Below are 22533 nucleotides of genomic sequence, written 5' to 3' on the forward strand. Positions count from 1 at the left end.
CCCCCCCCCCCCCCCCCGCCGCCCCCCCCCCCCCCCCCCCCCCCCCCCCCCCCCCGCCCCCCCCCGCCGCCCCGCGGCCGCCCCCGGCGGGCCGCCGCGGGCGCGCCCCCGCTCGGATCACTCGCGGTCGTCGCGGGTCCAGATCGCGTCGTGCTCGCGCTTGGTCGGGAACTTGGGCACCGCGGTATAGGCCGGGGCGCACAGGGCGCGGCCATCACGCACGTCGAAGCGCGCGCCGTGCAGCACGCACTCGATGCTGCCTTCGGCGGTGTTGAACTCGCCCGAGGACAGCTCGAACTCTTCGTGCGTGCACTGGTCTTCCAGCGCATACAGCTCGCCGTCGAGGTTGAACACCACGATCGGCGTGCCGGTCAATTCATCGAACACGCTCTTCATTTCGCCCGGCAACAGCTCGGCGCCGGCGCAGACGAAGGTCCAGGTGTCGCTCATGCCGAAGCCCCGGCCAGCGGCTTTTCCAGGATTTCAAAGCGCAGGTCGTCGCGCTTGGGAATGCCGAAGCGTTCGTCGCCGTAGGGGAACGGCTTCTTGATGCCGGTGCGCTGGTAGCCGCGGCGCTCGTAGAAAGCGATCAGTTCGTCGCGCACGTCGATCACCGTCATCTGCATGACCGGCACGTTCCACTCGCGCGCGGCATGGGCTTCGGCCGCGTCCATCAGCTGCTTGCCGACGCCACCGCCCTGCTGCGCCGGGTCGACCGAGAACATGCCGAAATAGCCCTTGCCGTCGACATCGGCGACGTGGGCGCAGGCCACCAGGCGGCCCTCGCGTTCAGCCAGCAGGATGGTCGAGCGCGGGCGGTCCAGGTCGCCCTGGATGCCCTCGGCATCGATGCGGGCGCCGTCCAGCAGGTCGGCCTCGGTGGTCCAGCCGGCGCGGCTGGCGTCGCCACGGTAGGCCGAGGTGACCAGGGTGATCAGGGCGGGGATGTCGGCCGACGTGGCGGCACGGAAAGTCAGGGTGCTCATGCCGCCATTCTAGGTGGGGCGGGGGCGCCCGCAAAATGGTGCGGGGTAATGGGACGGGGTCGGATCCCTTTCGCAGCGCGAAAGGGCTCTGACCCCATCCCTGCGAAAACGGCGGCACTATGGGAACGTGGATCCAGGGAGGATCTTGAGGGCATGACCATGCGATTCGACGCTGTTGTCTCTGTTCGCTTCCTGTCGAGCGCCGAGGGTGGGAGGCGGGGTGACATCGTGGGGCAGGTATACGCCTGCCCGCTGTTCGTGGCGGACCGTGCATTTGATTGCCGCCTGCTGCTGCAGGAAGGACGCGCCGTGCTTGGGGAGAGCTACGAACTACCCGTTGCGTTTCTGTGCCCGGAGGAGGCGCTTGCCGTGGCCAGTGTGGGAGCGGATGTCGAGCTGTGGGAGGGAAAGACGATTGCGCGCGGCCGGGTTCTGCACGTGATGGGGTCAGAGCCCTTTCGCGGTGCGAAAGGGATCTGACCCCGGTTGGGTTCAGGCAAGTGCGGCCATCGCCTCGGCCTCGGATTTCAGGCCGTTGAGGAAGAACCGGCGCAGCACCGCGTTTGGAAGGCCTTGAGCGTGCCGGCGGGCGACCGTTGCTGGCCCTGCAGGGCGGCTTCCAGCAGCGCAGCTTGCCGGGCTCGGACAGCCGGCCCTTGTTACCGCGCGCGAGCGGCAACGGGTGCTGCAGGCGCGCGCGCTGCTGGATGCGCGCTTCGGCGAGGAGTGGCCGCTGGAACGGCTGGCGCGCGAGGTCGGGCTGGGCGAGAAGCGCCTGCAGGCGGGTTTCCGCGCGCTGGTGGGGACGTCGGTGCATGGGCACCTGCGCGAAGTGCGGCTGCAGGCCGCAGGCCGGATGCTGCACGGCGGACACAGCGTCACTGATACCGCGCTGGCGGTGGGCTTCTCCAGCCTGAGTCATTTCAGCAAGGCGTTCCGCACGCAGATGGGCTGTACCCCGCGCGCGTGGCAGCGCGGGGAAGGCGCGGGGCCGGAGTCGGGGTCAGATCCCTTTCGCGGTGCGAAAGGGCTCTGACCCCATCTACCTACCCCGCGTCAGGCAGTAGCCCGACTGTCGCGCGCGCGGCGCTCGCAGATGCTGGGGTCAGATCCCTTTGCGCAGCAAAGGGCTCTGACCCTTTGGCTTCCGGAGATGCCCATGCCACGGCCGCGTCGTATCGATGCACCCGGCTACCCGCAGCACGTCGTCCAACGTGGCAACAACCGCCAGGCAGTCTTCTTCAGCAGCACTGATCCTGCGCTCTATCTGGGCCTGCTTCGCGACGCGGCCATCGAACATCACTGCCGGATCCACGCCTATGTGCTGATGGGCAATCATTTCCACCTGCTGGTGACACCGGATGCGCCCGGTGGCTTGTCAGGAATGATGCAGGCGGTGAACCGTGCCTACGTTCAGCGTGTGAACGCACGGCAGCAGCGCACGGGAACCCTGTGGGAAGGACGCTTCCATTCCACGTTGGTGGATTCCGATCGCTATCTGCTTGCCTGCCAGCGCTACATCGAGCTCAACCCGGTACGGGCGGGAATGGTGGCGCATGCCGAGGACTATCGCTGGTCAAGCTATCGCGCGAATGCGCAGGGCAGGGCGAACGCACTGCTCGTGCCGCATCCGGCGTTCGAGCTGATTGCCACCGATGGGCATGAGCGGCGCAGGCGCTATGCGGAGTTCATCGAGCAGGGTATTCCTGCGCAGGATCTCGCATCGATACGAAAGGCCGTGCAGTCGCAGCGGCGGTTCGCGGGGACGCTGTCGGGGTCAGAGCCCTTTCGCGGTGCGAAAGGGATCTGCCCCCGACTTGCCCCGCTGCGTGGCCTCAGCCCAGCAGCTTCCGCACCTTGGTCAGTGCGGTCATGAAGCGTTCGATCTCGGCGTGCGTGTTGTAGAACGCCAGCGAGGCACGGCAGGTGGCGGCGACGCCGTAGTACTGCAGCAGCGGGTGCGCGCAGTGCTGGCCCGAACGCACGGCCACGCCTTCCAGGTCGAGCAGGGTGGCCAGGTCGTGGGCGTGCGCGCCGTCGATCAGGAAGGACACCACGGCGGCCTTCTCAGGCGCTTCGCCGAGGATGCGCAGGCCATCGACCTTGCGCAGTTCTTCAGTGAAGTGCGCCAGTAGGTCGGCCTCGCGCGCTTCCACGTGCTCCAGGCCCAGGCCCTGCAGATAATCCACGGCCACGCCCAGGCCGATGAAGCCGGCGATGTTCGGGGTGCCGGCTTCGAACTTGTGCGGGGCGTCGTTGAACACGGTGCCGTCGAAGCTGACTTCCTTGATCATCTCGCCACCGCCGAGGAACGGCGGCATCGCGTCGAGATGCTCGCGGCGTGCCCACAGCACGCCGGTGCCGGTCGGGCCGCACATCTTGTGGCCGGTGATGGCGTAGAAGTCGCAGCCGATCGCAGCCACGTCGACCTTGCGGTGCGGCACGGCCTGCGAACCATCGACGACGGTGACGATGCCGCGCTTGCGCGCTTCACGGCAGATCTCGCGCACGGGGTTGACCGTGCCCAGCACGTTGGAGACGTGGGCCACGGCCAGCAGCTTGACCTCGGGAGTCATCGCCTTGCGCAGCGCGTCAAGGTCCAGCGCGCCATCGGGGGTGATCTCGGCAACGCGGATGGTCGCGCCGGTGCGCTGGGCAACCAGCTGCCACGGCACGATGTTGGCATGGTGCTCCATGCGCGAGACCAGGATGACATCACCGGCCTTCAGCCGCGGCAGCGCCCACGAGTACGCCACCAGATTGATGGCGAAGGTGGTGCCGCTGCACAGCACCAGCTCGTTGCTGCGCACGTTGAGGAAGCGCGCAAGCTTGTTGCGCGCGCCCTCGTAGGCGTCGGTGGCCTCGGTGCCCAGCGCGTGCACGGCACGGCTGACGTTGGCGTTGTAGCGGCGGTAGAACTCGTCCACCGCGCCGATCACCTGCACCGGCTTCTGGCCGGTGTTGGCGTTGTCGAAATACACCAGCGGCTTGCCGTGCACTTCGCGCATCAACAGCGGGAAGTCGAGGCGGACGCGGTCCCAGTCCGGCGTGCCGGCAGGGGTTTCGATCGGGCGCGGCGTGGACAGGTTCATGCCACACCTGCCTCGGCCAGGGCCTTGTCCAGGCGGCGCGCCAGCTGCTCGCGCAGGGCTTCGGGCAGCACCTTCAGCGGCTCGTGGCAGAACGCGGCGCTCAGCAGTGCCTGTGCCTGCGGCTGCGGCAGGCCGCGCGAACGCAGGTAGAACAGCGCATTGGCATCGAGCTGGCCGACGGTGGCACCGTGGGCGGCCTTCACTTCGTCGGCGTCGATCACCAGCACCGGCTGGGTGTCGATCTCGGCGTCGGCCGACAGCAGCAGGTTCTTGTTGGACAGGTTGGCGTCGGTGCCGTCGGCGCCTTCGCGGATCTGGATGCCACCATGGAACACCACGCGGCTGCGGTTGGCCGCCACGCCGCGCCACAGCAGCTCGCTGCTGGTATCGCGGGCGATGTGGTCGATGCCCAGGCGGGTATCGACGTGGCGGCGGCCATTGCCGAGCAGCACGCCGTTGGCGGTCAGCTGGGCGTTGTCACCTTCCAGGCGCACGTTCAGTTCGTGGCGGCTGAGTGCGGCACCCAGTTCCAGGTCGACGCGGTGGTACTGGGCATCGCGTGCCAGCACCGCATCGGTACGCAGGAAGCTGGTCTGGCGTGCGCTGCCGGCCTGCACGCGGGCGTGCTTGAGCACGGCATCGCGGGCGACGTGGGCATGCAGCACGGTGTTGTCCAGGTGCGCCGAGTCGCCCACGCTGAAGCGGTGCTCGACCACGCCGAGGCTGGCGCCGGCACGCAGTTCGATCAGGTGGCGGTGGTGCCAGGCCAGGTCGGTCTCGCCGGCCACGCTGGCGAACACCAGCTGCAGCGGCACCTCGACCTGCACGCCTTCGTCCACGCGCAGCACCACGCCTTCATCGGCCAGCGCGGCATTCAGGCGGGCGAACACCTCGTCGCTGCGCTCGTAGCGGCGGCCGAGGAAACGCGCGGCATCCTCACCGGCGGCCAGCGCCGAGGACAGCGGTTCCAGCTGCACGCCGGCCGGCAGGCCGTGGGTGTCGCTGAGCGCGTCGCTGAGGCGGCCGTTGACGAACACCAGGCGCGGCGCGGGGATGTCTTCCAGCACGGCCGCATCCAGCACCGGCGGCGACAGCGGCGCGGCGGCGAAGGCACGACGCTCCAGCTGGCGCAGCGAGGTGTACTTCCAGGCTTCGCTGCGGGCGGCCGGCAGGCCATCGCGCAGCACCGTGTCGAGCACTTCGCGGCGCGCATCGCTGCCGCAGAAGGCCTGGGCCATCGAGTCGAGCAGGGCGCTCATCAGACCGCCGCCTCGCGCACCACGCGATCCTTGAGGAAATCGTAGCCGTGCGCTTCCAGCTCCAGCGCCAGTTCCGGGCCACCGGTCTTGACGATGCGGCCATCGGCCAGCACGTGCACCACGTCCGGCTTGATGTAGTCCAGCAGGCGCTGGTAGTGGGTGATGACCAGGAACGAACGGTCGGCCGCGCGCAGTGCGTTGACGCCGTCGGCAACGCTCTTCAGCGCGTCGATGTCCAGGCCCGAATCGGTTTCGTCGAGGATCGCCAGCTTCGGCTCGAGCACGGCCAGCTGGAAGATCTCGTTGCGCTTCTTCTCGCCACCGGAAAAGCCTTCGTTGACGCCACGGTGCAGCAGTTCGTCCTTCAGGTGCAGCACGGCCAGCTTCTGCCGCACCAGCTTCAGGAACTGCATGGAATCCAGTTCGTCCTGGCCGCGCGCCTTGCGCTGGGCATTCAGGGCCGCGCGCAGGAAGTAGGTGTTGTTCACGCCCGGGATTTCCACCGGGTACTGGAAGGCCAGGAACAGGCCGGCGGCGGCGCGCGCTTCCGGGTCCTGGTCGAGCAGGTCGCTGCCTTCGAACTGCACGCTGCCTTCGGTCACTTCATAGCCGTCACGGCCGGCCAGGACATTGCCCAGGGTGGACTTGCCGGCGCCGTTGGGGCCCATGATGGCGTGCACCTGGCCGGGCTTCACTTCCAGCGACAGGCCCTTGAGGATTTCCTTGTCGCCGATGCGGGCGTGGAGGTTTTCGATCTTCAGCATGGTGGGGATTTCCGTGGGGCGGGCCGCGGCCCGCCGATAAAGAGAATGCGTTTGCGAGGGGCAGGGGCGGGCGGTCAGCCCACTGAACCTTCCAGCGAGACTTCCAGCAGCTTCTTGGCTTCCACTGCGAATTCCATCGGCAGTTCGCGGAACACCTGCTTGCAGAAGCCGTCGACGATCATCGACACCGCGTCTTCCTGGCTGATGCCACGGGCGCGGCAGTAGAACAGCTGGTCGTCGGAGATCTTCGAGGTGGTGGCCTCGTGCTCGACGGTGGCGCCCGGGTTCTTCACCTCGATGTAGGGGAAGGTGTGCGCACCGCACTGCTTGCCGATCAGCAGCGAATCGCACTGGGTGTAGTTGCGCGCGCCATCGGCATTGCGGTCGACCTTGACCAGGCCGCGGTAGGTGTTCTGGCCGCGGCCGGCGCTGATGCCCTTGCTGACGATCTTGCTCTTGGTGCGCTTGCCGACGTGGATCATCTTGGTGCCGGTGTCGGCCTGCTGGCGGTGGTGGGTCAGCGCCACCGAGTGGAACTCGCCCACCGAATCGTCGCCCAGCAGCACGCAGGACGGGTACTTCCAGGTGATCGCCGAACCGGTCTCGACCTGGGTCCAGGTGACCTTGCTGCGCGCACCACGGCATTCGGCACGCTTGGTGACGAAGTTGTAGATGCCGCCGACGCCGTTCTCGTCGCCCGGGTACCAGTTCTGCACGGTGGAGTACTTGATCTCCGCATCTTCCAGCGCGACCAGCTCGACCACCGCGGCGTGCAGCTGGTTCTCATCGCGCATCGGCGCGGTGCAGCCTTCCAGGTAGGAGACGTAGGCCTTGTCCTCGCACACGATGAGTGTGCGCTCGAACTGGCCGGTGTGGCCGGCGTTGATGCGGAAGTAGGTGCTCAGTTCCATCGGGCAACGTACGCCCTTGGGAATGAACACGAAGCTGCCATCGGAGAACACCGCCGAGTTGAGCGCGGCGAAGTAGTTGTCGCCCACCGGCACCACGGTGCCCAGGTACTGGCGCACCAGCTCCGGGTGTTCCTTGATGGCCTCGGACATCGAGCAGAAGATGATGCCCTTCTCGGCCAGTTCCTTGCGGAAGGTGGTACCGACGGATACCGAGTCGAACACGGCGTCCACCGCCACGCCGGCCAGCTTGGCGCGCTCGTGCAGCGGCACGCCCAGCTTGTCGTAGGTGTCCAGCAGTTCCTTCGGCACGTCATCCAGCGAGGCGTACTTCGGACCCTTCGGCGCGGAGTAGTAGCTGAGCGCCTGCAGGTCGATCGGGGCGATCTGCAGCTTGGCCCAGTTCGGCATCGGCATGGTCAGGAAGTGGCGGTAGGCGTCCAGGCGCCATTGCGTCATCCATTCCGGCTCCTCCTTCTTGGCCGACAGGGCACGGATGGTGTCCTCGTCCAGGCCCGGCGGCAGGGAGTCCGATTCGATCTCCGTGATGAAGCCGGCCGAATACTTGCGACCGAGCTGCTCATGGATCTCGCGGTTGGGGGTGTCGTCGTGGGCGACGGTTTCGATGGTTTCGGTGGCCATGGGGGCTGCCTACGGATCAGGAGACGACGTCGACAGCGATGGTGCGGCGCTGTTCGTCATCGACAAGGGGAAGGGGGGGCAGGATCTGGGCGAGGGTGACATCGCGCAGGGCCTCGGAAACCACGTCGTTGATCAGCCGCCAGCTGCTGCGCGCACCGCATTTGGGCGCCATGTTGCACTGGTGGTGGTCGTGGCTGCATTCGGTCAGGGCCAGCGGCCCTTCCATCGCTTCGACCACCTCGAACAGCGAGATCTCGACGGACGGGCGGGTCAGCCGGTAGCCGCCGCGGACACCGCGCAGGCCTTCAACCAGGCCGGCCTGGGCCAGCGGCTTGAGCACCTTGCTGACGGTGGGCGGTTCCAGACCGGTGAATTCGGCCAGCTCGGTCGCACTCAGCACTTCACCCGGGCGGGCGGCGAGTACGGTCAGCACGACGGTGGCGTAATCGGTGAGTTTGGTGACGCGCAACATGGGGGATGCGAGTGGTTCTTAAAGCGGACTGAAATTGTACGCTTTTCTTCGCCAGCATCCAACCCGGCCATTCAGGCGGCGCTGGGGGCGGTCGTCGGCCGGCCGGGAACAGGACACCGGGGGCCACCGGGGCGTAATGCTGCGGCATGCGGGTTGTTTTCGCAATCACCCGGAATGAGTGAGAATCGGGGTTCCTTTCGCTGCAGACCCACCCTTGCCGATGCCCAAGAAGATCCAAGCCCGCAAGTCCGCCATCCATGGCAACGGCGTGTTCGCCGTGGCCCCGATCAAGCAGGGCGAGCGCGTGATCCAGTACAAGGGCCTGCTGCGCAGCCACGGCGACGTCGATGCCGACGACAGCGGCGACGTGGAAAGTGGCCATACCTTCCTGTTCACCCTCAACGATGACTGGGTGATCGACGCCAACTACAAGGGCAACGACGCACGCTGGATCAACCACAGCTGCGACCCGAACTGCGAGGCGGTGATCGAGGAAGACGAGGACGGCGACAGCCGTGGCGACAAGGTCTTCATCGAAGCGCTTCGCGACATCACCGCCGGCGAGGAGCTGACCTACAACTACGGCATCGTGCTGGCCGAGCGCCACACCGCCAAGCTGAAGAAGATCTGGGAGTGCCGCTGCGGTTCGCCCATGTGCACCGGCACGATGCTGCAGCCCAAGCGCTGACCGGTGTTTGGTAGCGCCGGGCCGTGCCCGGCGAGCGCGAAGCGCGGACGGAACCAGACGCCGGGCATGGCCCGGCGCTACCAGGGGCCTCTCCACCTGCCGTGCACGACCGGGTCACCGCCGTGCAATGGCCGTTCGCCGACCCTGTGTGCTCCCTTCCTGGAGCACACGACATGGCACAGCGTATTGCCGGCAAGCAGGTCGCCATCCTCGCGACCCACGGCTTTGAACAGTCCGAACTGATCGAACCCAAGCGCCTGCTGGAAGCGCAGGGCGCGATCGTCACCGTGGTCTCCCCTGCGCAGGAGGCCAGCATCAAGGGCTGGAAGGACAAGGACTGGGGCGGCGTGGTGGCGGTGGACCTGGCGCTGGCCGAAGCCGATGCCGGGCGCTTCGATGCCCTGGTGCTGCCCGGCGGGGTCATCAATCCCGACACCCTGCGCACTGATGAAGCGGCGCTGGGCTTCATCCGCAGCATGGCCGATGCCGGCAAGCCGGTGGCCGCGATCTGTCATGGTCCGTGGCTGCTGATCAACAGCGGGCTGGCCAACGGGCGCGAGGTGACCTCGTGGCCGTCGCTGCAGCAGGATCTGGCCAATGCTGGCGCGCGTTGGCGCGATGCCGAGGTGGTGGTGGACGGCAACCTGATCACCAGCCGCAAGCCGGATGACATTCCGGCTTTCAGCGAGGCCGTGGTCAAGGCGCTGGCTGCGTGATCCGTTGCTGGTAGTGCCGGCCGCTGGCCGGCAGATGCAATGACCGGGCTGCCGGCCAGCGGCCTGCACTACCCTTATTTGCCGAGGAGGCCGGCCGGCACCAGGTTGCCCAGGTTCTGGTTGAAGGTGACCACCAGCTTGCCGTTCTTGACCTGCGCCGACTGCACCTGCAGCGCGCCCAGCACGCCGGCCACGGCCGGGTCCAGCTTGTAGATCGGTTCGCGGCGGGCGTAATCGCTCAGCGCGGCGTTGAGCAGGCCACGCGTACGCGAGTCGAGGCGACCGCCCTGGCTGGCCGGGGTGAAGTCATCCACGGTCGGGTCCTGCAGGTGGAAGCCCTGGGTCTGCGCGTCGTAGCGCAGGCCGCTGCTGAGCTTCACCTTGCCCAGATTGGTCGGGGGGCCACCGGCGGTGGCCAGTGCCAGGTCCATGCCGAGGTCGAGGCGTTCGCCAGCCGGCAGGCTCAGTTGCGGGTGGCTCATGGTCAGCGCGATCAGCCCGCCCAGCGCATCCTGGGTGCGCGGAAAACTGCCATCCAGGTACTGCTGCACGTCGCTGGCGCCAACCGCCAGTTCGCGCCCGGAAATCGAGGGGGCCGCCTGCGCACCGATCGCGGCGGCGATCAGCACGGTGGACGCGGCAAGGCGGGTCATCAGGGAACGCAGGCGCATGGCGGTGACCGGGGCGATGAATGAGGGCTACAGAGTAGCTTTGCACGCTGAATCCTGCGTGCATGCCGCTGCAACGGTTCAGTCCAGCGTTGGTTGCAGCTGCGCCGCCTGGATCTGCCAGCCCTGGCCATCGGCGCGGGGCTGCACGCGGTACCAGCCGTGGTAGCGGAACACGCCCTCGCCGGTGGAGGCGCGGATGCGTACCGGCACCTCCAGCAGGCGCGGCGGCTGCTGCTGATCGCGGGGCACGGCGGGGTCGCTGTCCAGGCGCAGGTTGCGCACGTCCGGCAGCAGGCGCAGTGCTGCATCGTCGGCACGCCGCGCGTCGGGCGGGGCGATGGCCCAGGCTGCATCGATGCCGGCCTTGTTGCGGTTGAGCAGGTCCAGCACATAGCGGTTGAGCAGCCGGGAAGGTGTTTCACCATCCGCGGCGACCGCGCCATACAACGGATCGATGGCCGGCGATGCGACGGTGGCTGCGTCGGGTGAGACAGCGGGACGGCCTGCTTCGGCCGCTGGCGCTTCGGCGGGCGGCGGCACGGCGGCGGCATCATCGGATGGCGTCTGCCTGGAACAGCCCAGCAGGGTCACCGTCATCATCAACAACAGGGCACTGCGCATGTCTGCCTCCTCCCCGAGGCGACCTGGAGGAGGGCAGTGTATCGGCAGCGTCCGGATCAGCGCGACGTGGGCAGCTGTTCCAGTGCGTCCAGTGCCGGCAGCACCTGCGCCGCCACGGCGGCCAACGCGTGGCCGTCGGTGTCGGCGTGGCGCTGCACGATATCGCGCAGCAGCTGGGTGGCGACCACCAGGGTGGCGCGCTCGTCACCGCTGAGGCCGGCCGTGCGCGGGGCGCTTTCCAGCAGGCGCATCAGGTCGCGGCTGGCGCGATGTTCCAGTTCGATGGTGCAGCGCCCGGTGCACTGGTGCCCGTCCTTTTCGATCGGGGTCACCGAGATCCGGTAGCGGGTGGAGGGGCTGGCCATGAGGGTGTGCTCGCCTGGGTCTGGAGGGATGTGCCCACCATAGGCAAGGCCGCGACCGGCGGCGACGGCCGGGGCTGCACGCAGTGTTCCACCCGGTCCGTTTCCGACACGGAAAAACCGGGCCACAGCCAATGCTGGTGCGGCTGTCGGCGGGGACGGTGCGGGCGCGGAAACGCTGTGTTGCGGTTTGCGCGGGGTCGTGGCGCCGGCGCAAACAAAAACGGGACGGCCTGCGCCGTCCCGTCGAAAGATGCCGTTGGGCGCGCGCTTAGAGCGCGGCGTCCTTCAGCTTCTTCAGCGGGCGCACCTTCAGCTTGGTGGTGGCCGGCTTGGCAGCGAACCACTGCTCTTCCTTGGTGAACGGGTTGATGCCCTTGCGCTTCGGCTTGGCCGGCACGCTGACGGTGGAGATCTTCAGCAGGCCCGGCAGGGTGAAGGAGCCAGCGCCCTTCTTGTGCACCGAGGAAGCAACGGCGGTTTCAAGCGAGGCCAGCACCGCGCGCACGTCCTTGGCGACAACGCCGGACGCTTCAGCGATGTGTGCAACCAGGCCCGACTTGGTCAGCACTTCCTTGATCGGCTTCGGAGCGGCCGGCTTGGCGGCAGCCTTCGTCGCGACTTTCTTCACTGCCTTTTTCGGGGCAGCCTTCTTAGCGGTCTTTGCCATGGTTTCCTGTTCCGTGAACGGTTGGTTGTGTGGTCGGCGCCGAACCCCGTCGGCAAGCGCAATGTAGGGCAACTCTCGAGCGCCGCCAATAGCCCGGAGCGCGGAAAGTGCATGTTTTTTCATATCCAGGCCGATTGAGTACATGTCCGGATGCAGGAAAACGGGGCCTGCGCTGCACTGCGCAATACGCGGCGCGGACAGCAGGGACTGCGCGAAACCGCTGAAAACAAGGGAGAAATTCGTTTCGCGCTGGCGAGGAAGTGTCCAGCGGGCTGACCCGGGACATCCGTATTGCCTGCGGCGGGGCGACGCAGGGCTAACGCGCGCCGTGCGAGGGTGGCCGTTCATCACCGCCACGCAGGAGCAGCACATGGGAATCTCGCGACACGCCACCGCGCACTGGGAAGGGGACCTGAAGTCGGGCAAGGGCCAGTTGAACACGCCGCAGAGCGGCCTGCTGGACAAGACCCGCTACGGCTTCAACAGCCGCTTTGGCGACGAGAAAGGCACCAACCCGGAGGAGCTGATCGCCGCCGCGCACGCCGGCTGCTTCACCATGGCGCTGTCGGCCAAACTGGGTGACGCCGGGTTTACACCGACCTCGCTGGATACCGAAGCCAAGGTCGATCTGTCGATGGAAGGTGGCCCGCAGCTGTCGCAGATCCGGCTGAAAGTGAAGGCCGTGGTGCCGGGCATCGACGCCGCGCAGTTCCGCGCGATCGCCGATGACGCCAAGCAGAACTGCCCGGTGTCCAAGGCACTGAGCGCCGTGCCGATCAGCCTGGAAGCCGAGCTGGGCTGAGAAATCGCGGGCCGGGATAGCCACGGTAGTGCCGGCCGCTGGCCGGCAATCGCATGATGTCGAGGTCCAGGTAGCAGCCGGCCAGCGTTATGGCGGCCTTCCTGGCCGCCACCCTCCGGGCCGTCGCTAGCGACGTTGGCAGCGGCTCCTGCCGCTGCCTTCGGCTCTACCAGTCAATGGTGCCGCTGATCACCGTCTGCACCTGTCCGCCGGACCACACCTCGCCGTCCTCATCCACGCGCAGGGTCAGCCGTGCATCGTGGCCGACCTCGCGTCCCTGGCTGACTTCATACGGTTCGCGGCCGCGCGGCAGCACGCCACGCAGGTCCAGCCACGCGGCCAGCACGGCATTGGCCGCACCCGAGGCGGCATCCTCGAAGCGCCGCCCGTTGCCGACGAAGGCGCGCACGGCCAGGTCGAAACCTTCGCTGCCATCGCTGAACGCATAGGCGAACACGCCCATGCTGTCGGTGGATTCGGCCAGCGCGGCGACCGCGTCCCAGTCCGGCTGCAGCGCACGCAGCGCGGCCTCGTCGGCCACCTGCACCACCCACCAGCTGCGGCCGCCCTGCATGCGTGCCGGCGGCAGCTCACCCAGCGGCCAGCCCTGCAACGCGGCCTGCAGGCGCGGATCATCGGCCTGCGCGGTTTCGGCCAGCTGCGCGCGCGGCGTGCGGATGGCGATGCGCTGTGCGGCGCCTTCGCCGATCACCTGCAGCGGCAGCAGCCCGGCGATGCCGTCCTGCACCAGCACGCCCTCCACCGGCGCGGCCAGGCCGGCCTGCAGCACGGCGTGGGCGGTGCCGACGCTGGGATGGCCGGCGAAGGGGACCTCCTTCTGCGGGCTGAACATGCGCAGCCGGTAGCTGCTGCCAGCGGTCTGCGGCGCGAACACGAAGGTGGTTTCCGGCAGCCGGGTCCAGCGCGCAATGGCCTGCATGGCAGTGTCGTCCAGGCCCTCGGCATCGAGCACCACGGCCAGCGGATTGCCGGCGCCGGCGCGCGGCGAGAACACATCCAGTTGCAGGAAACGGCGTGCGGACATCAGGGAAAACTCCAGGAAATGAGGAAATGGTAGCGCGGGGCCATGCCCCGCGAGCGCGCAGCGCGGCAAGGCCGCCGGGCATGGCCCGGCGCTACCAGCGGATCTGGCCGTCGATCACCGGCTGCACCTGGCCGCCGATCCACACCGTGCCTTCGGCATCGACACGCACATGGACATGGCCGTCGCGGCCGACTTCGCGGCCCTGGCTGGCCACGTAGGCACCCGCGCCGCCGGGCAGGGCGCCACGTTCGCGCAGCCAGGCGCCGATCAGCGCGTTGGCGCTGCCGGTCACCGGGTCTTCGGGCACGTTCACTGCATCGCCCGGGCAGAACGCGCGCACCACGCGGCTGTGCCCCGCGGCGGGTTCATCGGCGAACGCCGCCACGCCGGTCGCGCCGGTGGCATTGGTCCAGTCGCGCAGGGCGGCCATGTCCGGGGCCAGGCCGCGCACGGCGGCGGCATCGCGCAGCGGCAGCAGCCACCAGCGCGGGCCGTTGTCCCACAGCTCGGGGGCATGGCCGTCGGCGGCCAGCGCCAGCAGCGGTTCCGGTACCTGACCAGGGGCGGTGGGCAGGTGGCGCGCCGGCGGGCTGGCCAGTTCGATGGTCGGCGCGTCGGCCGGGCCGCTCACCCGCACCGGCAGCAGGCCGGCGGCGCATTGCTGGACCAGGGCGCCGCCGTCCCCCGGCGTGGCCAGGCCGCAGGTGACCGCCGCCCAGGCCGCGCCGACACTGGGGTGGCCGGCGAACGGCAGCTCGCTGCCCGGGGTGAAGATACGGATGTGGTAGTCGGCACCGGCGGCGCTGGGCTGCAGGAAGAACACCGTCTCGGACAGGTTCAGCCACGCCGCCAGCGCCTGCATGCGCCCGGCGGACAGCCCGTCGGCGCCCAGCACCACGCCCAGCGGGTTGCCGCTGCCGGGCTGGTGGGCGAAGACATCAAGCTGCAGGTAGCGGAAGGCGGCCATCGGCGGGTCCATTGGGCTTAGAATCGAAGGTTCCGCCCCCTCGGGCGGCTCCCCCACATTACACATAGCCTATCCATGTCAGCTTCCCCCCTTGTCGATCGTTGGATCGTACTGAAGTTCGGCGGCACCTCGGTGTCGCGTCGCCACCGCTGGGACACGATCGGGAAGCTGGCGAAAAAACGCGCGGAAGAGACCGGCTCGCGCGTGCTGGTGGTGGTCTCGGCGCTGTCCGGGGTCACCAACGAACTGACCGCTATTGCCGATGGCGCGCCGGACAGCCGCGACCGCGTGGCCGCCCTGGTCGAGCGCCATGAGGGTTTCCTGGTCGAGCTCGGCCTGGGCCGCGAGGTGCTGGGCGAACGCCTGGCCGCCCTGCAGGGCCTGCTGGATGACCCGCGCGCAACCACCCGCCCGCTGGAATGGCAGGCCGAAGTGCTGGGCCAGGGCGAACTGCTGTCCTCGACCCTGGGCGCGGCCTACCTGCATGCCTCGGGCCTGGACATGGGCTGGATGGACGCCCGCCAGTGGCTGGACGCGATGCCGCCGCAGCCGAACCAGAGCGAGTGGTCGCAGCGCCTGTCGGTGAACTGCCAGTGGCGCGCCGACGCGGACTGGATGCAGCGCTTCCGCGCGCAGCCCACCCGCCTGCTGATCACCCAGGGCTTCATTTCCCGCCACGCCGACGGCGGCACCGCCATCCTCGGCCGCGGCGGCTCGGATACCTCGGCGGCGTACTTCGGTGCGCTGCTCGGCGCCAGCCGCGTGGAAATCTGGACCGACGTGCCGGGCATGTTCAGCGCCAACCCCAAGGACGTGCCGGACGCGCGCCTGCTGACCCGCCTGGACTATTACGAAGCGCAGGAAATCGCCACCACCGGTGCCAAGGTGCTGCACCCGCGCTCGATCAAGCCGTGCCGCGATGCCGGCGTGCCGATGGCCATCCTCGATACCGAGCGCCCGGAACTGCCGGGCACCAGCATCGACGGCAGCGCCGCACCGGTGCCGGGCGTCAAGGCCATCAGCCGCCGCAACGGCATCGTGCTGGTGTCGATGGAAGGCATCGGCATGTGGCAGCAGGTCGGCTTCCTGGCCGATGTGTTCGGCCTGTTCAAGAAGCATGGCCTTTCGGTGGACCTGATCGGTTCGGCCGAAACCAACGTCACCGTGTCGCTGGATCCGTCCGAGAATCTGGTCAACACCGATGTGCTGGCCGCGCTGTCGGCTGACCTGTCGCAGATCTGCAAGGTCAAGGTGATCGTGCCGTGCGCGGCCATCACCCTGGTCGGCCGTGGCATGCGTTCGCTGCTGCACAAGCTGTCGGACGTGTGGGCCACCTTCGGCCGCGAGCGCGTGCACATGATCTCGCAGTCGTCCAACGACCTGAACCTGACCTTCGTCATCGATGAAGCCGATGCCGATGGCCTGCTGCCGATCCTGCATGCCGAGCTGATCGACAGCGGTGCGATGCCGGTGGAAGAGACCGAAGTATTCGGCCCGCGCTGGCGCGAGATCGCCGGCACCGTGCGCCCGCGCGGCACGCCGTGGTGGCGTGGCCAGCGTGCGCACCTGCTGCAGCTGGCCGACGCCGGCACGCCGCGCTACGTCTACCACCTGCCGACCGTACGTGCCCGCGCCCGTGCGCTGGCCGCGATCAAGCCGATCGACCAGCGTTACTACGCGATCAAGGCCAACAGCCACCCGGCCATCCTGCAGCTGCTGGAAGCCGAAGGCTTCGGCCTGGAATGCGTGTCGCACGGCGAGCTGAAGCACGTGTTCCAGCACCTGCCGGAACTGTCGCCCAAGCGCGTGCTGTTCACCCCCAGCTTCTGCCCACGCGAAGAGTACGAAGCCGGCTTCGCGCTCGGCGTCACCGTCACCGTGGACAACCTGGAAGCGCTGCAGCGCTGGCCGGACCTGTTCCGCAACCGCGAAATCTGGCTGCGCGTGGACCTGGGCCGTGGCGAAGGCCACCATGCCAAGGTCCGCACCGGCGGCAAGGATTCCAAGTTCGGCCTGCCGATGGCGCGCGTGGACGAGTTCGTGCGCACCGCCACCGATCTGGGCACCCGCGTGGTCGGCCTGCATGCGCACCTGGGCAGCGGCGTGGAAACCGCGCAGCACTGGCGCCTGATGTGCGATGAGCTGGCCGGTTTCGCCCGCCGCATCGGCAGCGTGCAGACCATCGACATCGGTGGTGGCCTGCCGATTCCGTACAGCGAGGAAGACGAGCCGTTCGACCTGGACGCCTGGGCCGAGGGCCTGGCCGAGGTCAAGGCGCTGCACCCGGCATTCCGCCTGGCGATCGAGCCGGGCCGCTACCTGGTGGCCGAATCGGGCGTGCTGCTGACCCATGCCACGCAGGTGGTGGAAAAGGACGGCGTGCGCCGCGTCGGCCTGGATGCCGGCATGAACACGCTGATGCGCCCAGCTCTGTACGACGCCTGGCACGACATCGAAAACCTCAGCCGCCAGGGCGGCTACGCCGAAGCGGCGTTCGATGTGGTCGGCCCGATCTGCGAGTCCAGCGATGTGTTCGGCAAGCGCCGCAAGCTGCCGGTGTCGACCGCGCCGGACGACGTGATGCTGATCGCCGACGCCGGTGCCTACGGCTATGTGATGGCCAACACCTACAACCAGCGGGCGATGCCGCGCGAAGACGTGATCGAGTGATCGCCGCCCTCCGCGCCCTGCACCCGCCCACCGACACGTCCTGCGCCTTCGCGCGGGGCGTGCCTGACCGCGCTTGAACTGGATTCACCATGACTGCTTTCGATAAACACCAGGTTTCCCGCTTCCGCTTCGTCCGCTGCGAATTCGCCGCGGATACCGGCGTGGCCAAGCTGGTCTACGCCTTCGACGACGGCCCGGAGATGGTGGAAACCATCACCGTGCCCGGCGCTCCGTTCGTGCTGGACGAGGCGCGTGCGGCCGCGGTGCAGCGCGCGCTGCAGCTGCTGCACCTGATCGCCGGTGTCAGCTACTACAAGGCGGGCGTGCCGGAAACGGTCAGCATCGACAGCTATGCCATCGATGCCGAGACCGCAGCGCTGGTGGAAACGGTCTACCTCAACGGCCTGGGCGAATTCGCCTACCGCAACGGCCTGAACCTGCGCGGGCGTTTCCGCCTGCCGGTGCGGGGCGACGCGGTGCAGGCGCCGGTGCTGGGCCTGCAGCCGCATGCGCTGGTGGCCATCGGCGGCGGCAAGGATTCGCTGGTCAGCATCGAAGCGCTGCGCCGTGCCGGCGTGGACGAGACGGTGACCTGGATCGGTGGTTCGCAGCTGATCCGCGCCTGTGCCGAGCGCACCGGCCTGCCGACCCTGAACCTGGGCCGCGCGCTGGCGCCGGAGCTGTTCGAGCTGAACCGCCAGGGCGCGTGGAACGGGCATATCCCGGTCACTGCGGTGAACTCGGCGATCATGGTGCTGGCCGCGCTGCTGCAGGGCGTGGACCAGGTGGTGTTCTCCAACGAGCGTTCGGCCAGCTACGGCAGCCAGATTCCAGGCACCGGCGAAGTGAACCACCAGTGGTCCAAGGGCTGGGCGTTCGAGCAGGCCTTCGGCAACCACGTGCAGAAGCAGGTGGCCGCCGATCTGCAGTACTACTCGCTGCTGCGCCCGATGTCGGAGCTGGCGGTGGCCCGCCAGTTCGCCAAGAGCGATTTCTACGACGCGCATTTCTCCAGCTGCAACCGCAACTTCCACATCCTTGGCGAGCGCCCGGTGAACCGCTGGTGCGGCGTCTGCCCGAAGTGCCACTTCGTGTTCCTGGCGCTGGCCCCGTTCATGCCCAAGACCCGCCTGGTGCGCATCTTCGGTCGCAACCTGCTGGACGACGCCGGCCAGGCCGGTGGCTTCGATGCGCTGCTGGAATTCCAGGACCACAAGCCGTTCGAGTGCGTGGGCGAAGGCCGCGAATCGCGTGCGGCGATGGCCACGCTGGCGCAGCGCCCGGAATGGAAGGAAGACGTGCTGGTGAAGCGCTTCTGCAACGAGATCCAGCCGCAGCTGGGTGCCGCTGAACTGGAACTGGCGCCGCTGCTGCAGCTGCAGGGCGAGCACCGCATTCCGGCCGCGCTGTGGGAACGTGTGCGTGAAGATTTCACAGCTTGAAGGAAAGCGCGTTGCGCTGTGGGGCTGGGGGCGTGAGGGCCGCGCGGCGTTTGCCGTGCTGCGCGCGCGTCTGCCCGCGCTGGCCCTGAGCCTGTTCTGCCCGGCCGCCGAGGCCGAGGCGGCGCGTACCGAAGCGCAGGGTCAGCTGGACGTGCGTGGCGAGCCCACTGCCGAGGCGCTGGCCGCGTTCGACGTGGTCATCAAATCGCCCGGCATCAGCCCCTACCAGCCGATCGCGCTGGCGGCGGCAGGGCAGGGCACCGCCTTCATCGGCGGCACCGCCCTGTGGTTTGCCGAGCACGCGGCTGAAGATGGCATCGTGCACGACACCGTGTGCGTGACCGGCACCAAGGGCAAGAGCACCACCACCGCGCTGGTGGCGCACCTGCTGCGCGCCGCCGGCCACCGCACCGGGCTGGTCGGCAACATCGGCCTGCCGCTGCTGGAAGTGCTGGACCCGCAGCCCGCGCCCGACTACTGGACGGTGGAGCTGTCCAGCTACCAGACCGGCGAAGTGGCGCGCAGTGGCGCCCGCCCGCAGGTGGCGGTGGTGCTGAACCTGTTCCCCGAACACCTGGACTGGCACGGCAGCGAGCAGCGCTACATCGAGGACAAGCTGCGGCTGGTGACCGAGGCCGCGCCGCGCATCGCCGTGCTCAACGCCGCCGATCCGCACCTGGCCGCGCTCTCGTTGCCGGACAGCGAAGTAGTCTGGTTCAACCAGCCGCAGGGCTGGCACATGCGCGGCGATATCGTGCACCGTGGCGAACAGCCCGTATTCGATACCCGCAACACGCCGCTGCCGGGCCGCCACAACCGCGGCAACCTGTGCGCCGTGCTGGCGGCGCTGGAAGCGCTGGGCCTGGATGCCGTGGCATTGGCGCCGGCGGTGCAGGATTTCCGTCCGCTGCCCAACCGCCTGCAGCGCATCGGCGCGGCCGATGGCCTGACCTACGTCAACGATTCGATCAGCACTACGCCGCACGCCAGCCTGGCCGCGCTGGAATGCTTCGCCGGCCAGCGCGTCGCGCTGCTGGTGGGCGGGCACGACCGTGGCCTGGACTGGACCGATTTCATGCAGCACATGGCGCACGACGTGCCGCCGGTGGAGATCGTGACGATGGGCAGCAACGGCCCGCGCATCCACGCGATGCTGCAGCCGCTGGCCGATGCCGGCCGCTTCGGCCTGCACGCGGCCGGCGACCTGTCCGAGGCGATGGCGCTGGCACGCGCGGCGCTGGGTACGCAGGGCGGGGTGGTGCTGCTGTCGCCGGGCGCGCCGAGTTTCGGTGCCTACCGCGATTACGTGGCCCGCGGCCGCCATTTCGCCGAGCTGGCCGGGTTCGAGCCGGACAGCATCAGCGCGATTCCAGGCCTGGGCATCGGGTAAGGGGTCGGCCTCGATCCACGGTAGTGCCGGCCGCTGGCCGGCAACCCGGGCACCGGATCCACGCATGGCGTGGCTCTACTGCAGGTGAGCGTTACCATCGGCGCATTCCCGGACGGATTCGAGACGCCCGATGTGCACCTTCATCACCCTGTTCCTGCCGACCTCGATTGCCCACGCTGAAGCCGCCGCGATCTTCACCCGCAGCGGCCGGCACCTGTTCGCGCAGGATTCGCCGAGCCTGCAGGCCGCGGTCGGGCCCGGCTGGCAGCCGTGGCTGAGCGCCGCGCACTGCGATTGCGGCACCGCGCTGGCGTCGGTGCGGGCCAAGCCGGAATGGAAGGGCGATGCCGCGCGCTGGCGGAAGAAGGGCTGGAGCGAGGCGAAGATCGCCCGCGCGCTGGCCGAGCAGTTGGCGCGGCATGCGCAGGATCAGCAGCTGCGTCGCGATGAAGCGCTGGGCGACGCCGGGCAGTGGTTGCAGCGCATCGATGCCCTGCTGCAGTCCGGGGCCGCGCGCATTGGCCTGCTGGTACGCGACTACGATGGCGCGGTGGATGCCCGGCAGCCGGCGCCGCCGGAACGTCATTGGTCGCGGAGCCAGTTGGATGCAGCGGATCTGCTGGCGCTCGCGCCGGGCACGTTGCATTGGATCGAGCGCGGGTGAGCCCGGGAAGCCAGCGGGGTCGGATCCCTTTCCGCAGGAAAGGGCTCTGACCCCCCATCCACGCGTGGCGTGGCTCTACTCGATGAACGCGTAATCACCATCAATCAGCTGCTGCAGGTACGCATCGAAGCTGGGCGCGATGACTGCATAGCTGTCCGGATCATGCAGGTAGCGCACCACCTGGCCGACGGTGCCGCCCGGTGCCGGGTCGAAATCCAGGTAGAGCATCGAGGTGCCGCCGTTGTTCATGCAGTGCGAGAAGCACAGGCGGCGGTCCATCGGCAGATCGGCGTCGATGCCGTCGCCAAGGATCTCCGGCTCGTCGTCCAGCCATTCCTCGTAGATGGACCGGATGCTGTCGTCCCACTGCTGCTGGTCTTCGAAGATCTGCGCGACCGAGCGCAGGTAGTAGGGGTAGCCGCCGTCCTCGACATCCGAACCCAGCATGTAGACCACGACCTCGCCACCGGGATATTCGCGGAAATGCGTGCCATCCACCCGCGACAGCAACGCCAGCAGGCTCTCGGGTACCAGCGGCCACTGCGCGCGTAGGCGCTGCAGATCTTCGGCACTGGCGCCCTGGACATGTGCCCATTGCGCTGCGTCCTCGGCCGGCAGGCGCGGGACAAGGCCAGACAGAAAGCGATCAACAAGGTTCATGTAGAAGGGGACGGAGGGGATCAGGTCGTATCCAACCACACCTGCGTCACGTCGCCAATGCAGAATGCGATCCGGGAGGGCGTTCTGCGACTTAATCCCCTCCGTCCCCTTTTCAGTGGAGCAGGCGCATGAACCGATGGCGGTGTGGTGTGGCGATGGTGCTGGGGCTGGCGGCGATGCCGGTCTGGGCGGCGATGAAGACCCAGCCGGTGGAATGGAAGCACGAGGGCACGACCTTCAGTGGCGTGCTGGTCTATGACGACAGCGACAACGACAAGCGCCCGGGCCTGGTGATGGTGCCCAACTGGAAGGGCGTGAACGAGTCCGCCATCGAGAAGGCCAAGCAGCTGGCCGGCGATGACTACGTGGTGCTGGTGGCCGACGTGTACGGCAAGGGCGTGCGGCCGAAGACCGATGCCGAGGCGGGTCCGGTGGCGACCAAGCTGCGCAACGACCGGCCGCTGCTGCGTGCGCGTGCGCTGGAAGCGGTGAACGTGCTCAAGGCCCAGGCCGGCAAGGCACCGCTGGATGCCAGCCGGATCGGTGCGGTGGGCTTCTGCTTCGGCGGCACCACGGTGCTGGAACTGGCCCGCGCCGGTGCGCCGCTGGCGGGTGTGGTCAGCCTGCACGGCGGGCTGGGCTCGCCGCTGCCTGCACAGGCCGGTGGCAGCCATCCCTCGGTGCTGGTGCTCAACGGCGCCGACGACAAGAGTGTGACCGCTGAGGACATCGGCACCTTCCAGAAGGAAATGGACGCGGCCAAGGTCGACTGGGAATTCACCAACTACAGCGGCGCGGTGCACTGCTTCGCCGAGCGCGATGCCAACAGCCCGCCGGGCTGCCAGTACAACGAACGGGCGGCCAAGCGCGCGTGGAAGGCGCTGGATGAGTTCTTCGAGGAGCGGTTCGAGAAACGTTGACCATGCAGCGGTAGTGGCCGGGGCGCGGGCGGGCCCCCCAGCGAGGAGCGCCCCCCCGCCCCCCCAACCGAGATGCAATGACACCCACAACACGGGCCCCCCCACCCAAACAAGGGGCGGCC

Annotated in this window: 25 protein-coding genes; 11 read left to right on the plus strand and 14 right to left on the minus strand. The window is 68.4% G+C overall.

The genetic code is table 11. The features are described from left to right. Window positions 1–117: 117 nt before the first annotated feature. Both ACVOK1_RS15955 and ACVOK1_RS15960 read right to left on the minus strand, forming a co-directional pair. Complete coding sequence (locus tag ACVOK1_RS15955) at window positions 118–450, minus strand: non-heme iron oxygenase ferredoxin subunit (protein ID WP_481562642.1); 333 nt, start codon at window positions 448–450, stop codon at window positions 118–120. After that, window positions 447–986 carry a GNAT family N-acetyltransferase gene (locus tag ACVOK1_RS15960; RefSeq protein WP_108768069.1) on the minus strand — a complete coding sequence of 180 codons (540 nt, stop codon included), beginning with the start codon at window positions 984–986 and terminating at the stop codon, window positions 447–449. Before ACVOK1_RS15960 ends, ACVOK1_RS15955 begins: the two co-directional genes overlap by 4 nt. Before the next feature lie 153 nt (window positions 987–1139). Between ACVOK1_RS15960 and ACVOK1_RS15965 the strand changes: the two genes are divergently transcribed. From ACVOK1_RS15965 to ACVOK1_RS15975, 3 genes are all read left to right on the plus strand, one after another. Further along, window positions 1140–1466 (plus strand): hypothetical protein, encoded by a 327-nt coding sequence (locus ACVOK1_RS15965; RefSeq protein WP_481562643.1) that lies wholly within the window; start codon window positions 1140–1142, stop codon window positions 1464–1466. A 202-nt stretch (window positions 1467–1668) separates the two neighbouring features. Continuing rightward, window positions 1669–2022: a helix-turn-helix transcriptional regulator gene (locus ACVOK1_RS15970; protein ID WP_481562644.1), complete on the plus strand. Its 354-nt coding sequence runs from the start codon at window positions 1669–1671 to the stop codon at window positions 2020–2022. A gap of 123 nt (window positions 2023–2145) precedes the next feature. After that, window positions 2146–2862 (plus strand): transposase, encoded by a 717-nt coding sequence (locus ACVOK1_RS15975; protein ID WP_481562645.1) that lies wholly within the window; start codon window positions 2146–2148, stop codon window positions 2860–2862. On the opposite strand, the gene ACVOK1_RS15980 is transcribed toward ACVOK1_RS15975, so the two are convergent. The 5 genes from ACVOK1_RS15980 to ACVOK1_RS16000 all read right to left on the minus strand — a co-directional run bounded on the left by ACVOK1_RS15980 (window position 2822) and on the right by ACVOK1_RS16000 (window position 8123). Then, window positions 2822–4078 (minus strand): cysteine desulfurase, encoded by a 1257-nt coding sequence (locus ACVOK1_RS15980; protein ID WP_481562646.1) that lies wholly within the window; start codon window positions 4076–4078, stop codon window positions 2822–2824. The two genes, ACVOK1_RS15975 and ACVOK1_RS15980, sit on opposite strands and share 41 nt — an antisense overlap. Then, window positions 4075–5337, minus strand: a complete 1263-nt coding sequence (sufD, locus tag ACVOK1_RS15985) for a Fe-S cluster assembly protein SufD (RefSeq protein ID WP_108768073.1) — start codon at window positions 5335–5337, stop codon at window positions 4075–4077. Before sufD ends, ACVOK1_RS15980 begins: the two co-directional genes overlap by 4 nt. Further along, a complete protein-coding gene (gene sufC / locus ACVOK1_RS15990; RefSeq protein ID WP_108764333.1) occupies window positions 5337–6101 on the minus strand; it encodes a Fe-S cluster assembly ATPase SufC in 765 nt (254 codons plus the stop codon). Before sufC ends, sufD begins: the two co-directional genes overlap by 1 nt. A 74-nt stretch (window positions 6102–6175) precedes the next feature. After that, entirely contained in the window at window positions 6176–7651 is a 1476-nt protein-coding gene (sufB, locus tag ACVOK1_RS15995; RefSeq protein WP_079220956.1) for a Fe-S cluster assembly protein SufB, read from the minus strand. A 16-nt stretch (window positions 7652–7667) separates the two neighbouring features. Next, entirely contained in the window at window positions 7668–8123 is a 456-nt protein-coding gene (locus ACVOK1_RS16000; protein WP_164073266.1) for an SUF system Fe-S cluster assembly regulator, read from the minus strand. A 220-nt stretch (window positions 8124–8343) separates the two neighbouring features. On the opposite strand from ACVOK1_RS16000, the gene ACVOK1_RS16005 reads away from it, so the two are divergent. Continuing rightward, on the plus strand, window positions 8344–8811 hold the full coding sequence (locus ACVOK1_RS16005) for an SET domain-containing protein (RefSeq protein WP_481562647.1): 468 nt from the start codon (window positions 8344–8346) through the stop codon (window positions 8809–8811). Between the two features lie 173 nt (window positions 8812–8984). Continuing rightward, complete coding sequence (locus ACVOK1_RS16010; protein ID WP_481562648.1) at window positions 8985–9527, plus strand: type 1 glutamine amidotransferase domain-containing protein; 543 nt, start codon at window positions 8985–8987, stop codon at window positions 9525–9527. A 74-nt stretch (window positions 9528–9601) separates the two neighbouring features. On the opposite strand, the gene ACVOK1_RS16015 is transcribed toward ACVOK1_RS16010, so the two are convergent. From ACVOK1_RS16015 to ACVOK1_RS16030, 4 genes are all read right to left on the minus strand, one after another. Next, complete coding sequence (locus ACVOK1_RS16015) at window positions 9602–10198, minus strand: YceB family lipoprotein (protein WP_481562649.1); 597 nt, start codon at window positions 10196–10198, stop codon at window positions 9602–9604. Window positions 10199–10276: 78 nt separating this feature from the next. Then, window positions 10277–10819: a hypothetical protein gene (locus tag ACVOK1_RS16020; RefSeq protein WP_406232610.1), complete on the minus strand. Its 543-nt coding sequence runs from the start codon at window positions 10817–10819 to the stop codon at window positions 10277–10279. Window positions 10820–10875: 56 nt separating this feature from the next. Next, on the minus strand, window positions 10876–11184 hold the full coding sequence (locus ACVOK1_RS16025; RefSeq protein ID WP_108768079.1) for a DUF3861 family protein: 309 nt from the start codon (window positions 11182–11184) through the stop codon (window positions 10876–10878). Window positions 11185–11452: 268 nt separating this feature from the next. Continuing rightward, window positions 11453–11851, minus strand: a complete 399-nt coding sequence (locus ACVOK1_RS16030) for an HU family DNA-binding protein (protein ID WP_108768080.1) — start codon at window positions 11849–11851, stop codon at window positions 11453–11455. A 370-nt stretch (window positions 11852–12221) separates the two neighbouring features. Here ACVOK1_RS16030 and ACVOK1_RS16035 point away from each other — a divergent pair, with 370 nt between their 5' ends. Continuing rightward, the gene (locus ACVOK1_RS16035; RefSeq protein WP_108768081.1) at window positions 12222–12653 is read left to right on the plus strand and encodes an OsmC family protein; all 432 of its coding nucleotides are present in this window, start codon (window positions 12222–12224) and stop codon (window positions 12651–12653) included. Window positions 12654–12819: 166 nt separating this feature from the next. Here the strand turns inward: ACVOK1_RS16035 and ACVOK1_RS16040 are convergent, their stop codons facing one another. After that, entirely contained in the window at window positions 12820–13698 is an 879-nt protein-coding gene (locus ACVOK1_RS16040; RefSeq protein ID WP_481562650.1) for a PhzF family phenazine biosynthesis protein, read from the minus strand. 91 nt (window positions 13699–13789) lie between these two features. Continuing rightward, complete coding sequence (locus ACVOK1_RS16045) at window positions 13790–14665, minus strand: PhzF family phenazine biosynthesis protein (protein ID WP_481562651.1); 876 nt, start codon at window positions 14663–14665, stop codon at window positions 13790–13792. 75 nt (window positions 14666–14740) lie between these two features. Between ACVOK1_RS16045 and ACVOK1_RS16050 the strand changes: the two genes are divergently transcribed. The 4 genes from ACVOK1_RS16050 to ACVOK1_RS16065 all read left to right on the plus strand — a co-directional run bounded on the left by ACVOK1_RS16050 (window position 14741) and on the right by ACVOK1_RS16065 (window position 20831). Further along, window positions 14741–17335, plus strand: coding sequence for a bifunctional aspartate kinase/diaminopimelate decarboxylase (locus tag ACVOK1_RS16050; protein WP_406232603.1), 2595 nt, complete (start codon window positions 14741–14743; stop codon window positions 17333–17335). A gap of 89 nt (window positions 17336–17424) precedes the next feature. Continuing rightward, window positions 17425–18777 (plus strand): UDP-N-acetyl-alpha-D-muramoyl-L-alanyl-L-glutamate epimerase, encoded by a 1353-nt coding sequence (murL, locus tag ACVOK1_RS16055; RefSeq protein WP_481562652.1) that lies wholly within the window; start codon window positions 17425–17427, stop codon window positions 18775–18777. Further along, complete coding sequence (murD, locus tag ACVOK1_RS16060) at window positions 18758–20167, plus strand: UDP-N-acetylmuramoyl-L-alanine--D-glutamate ligase (protein WP_481562653.1); 1410 nt, start codon at window positions 18758–18760, stop codon at window positions 20165–20167. Before murL ends, murD begins: the two co-directional genes overlap by 20 nt. Window positions 20168–20297: 130 nt before the next feature. Then, window positions 20298–20831 carry a hypothetical protein gene (locus tag ACVOK1_RS16065; protein WP_481562654.1) on the plus strand — a complete coding sequence of 178 codons (534 nt, stop codon included), beginning with the start codon at window positions 20298–20300 and terminating at the stop codon, window positions 20829–20831. A gap of 75 nt (window positions 20832–20906) precedes the next feature. Here the strand turns inward: ACVOK1_RS16065 and ACVOK1_RS16070 are convergent, their stop codons facing one another. Then, window positions 20907–21491, minus strand: coding sequence for an SMI1/KNR4 family protein (locus tag ACVOK1_RS16070; RefSeq protein ID WP_108768088.1), 585 nt, complete (start codon window positions 21489–21491; stop codon window positions 20907–20909). Window positions 21492–21619: 128 nt separating this feature from the next. On the opposite strand from ACVOK1_RS16070, the gene ACVOK1_RS16075 reads away from it, so the two are divergent. Further along, a complete protein-coding gene (locus ACVOK1_RS16075) occupies window positions 21620–22411 on the plus strand; it encodes a dienelactone hydrolase family protein (protein WP_481562655.1) in 792 nt (263 codons plus the stop codon). The last annotated feature ends 122 nt before the right edge of the window (window positions 22412–22533 follow it).

Source organism: Stenotrophomonas sp. STEN087 (genome assembly GCF_056759115.1).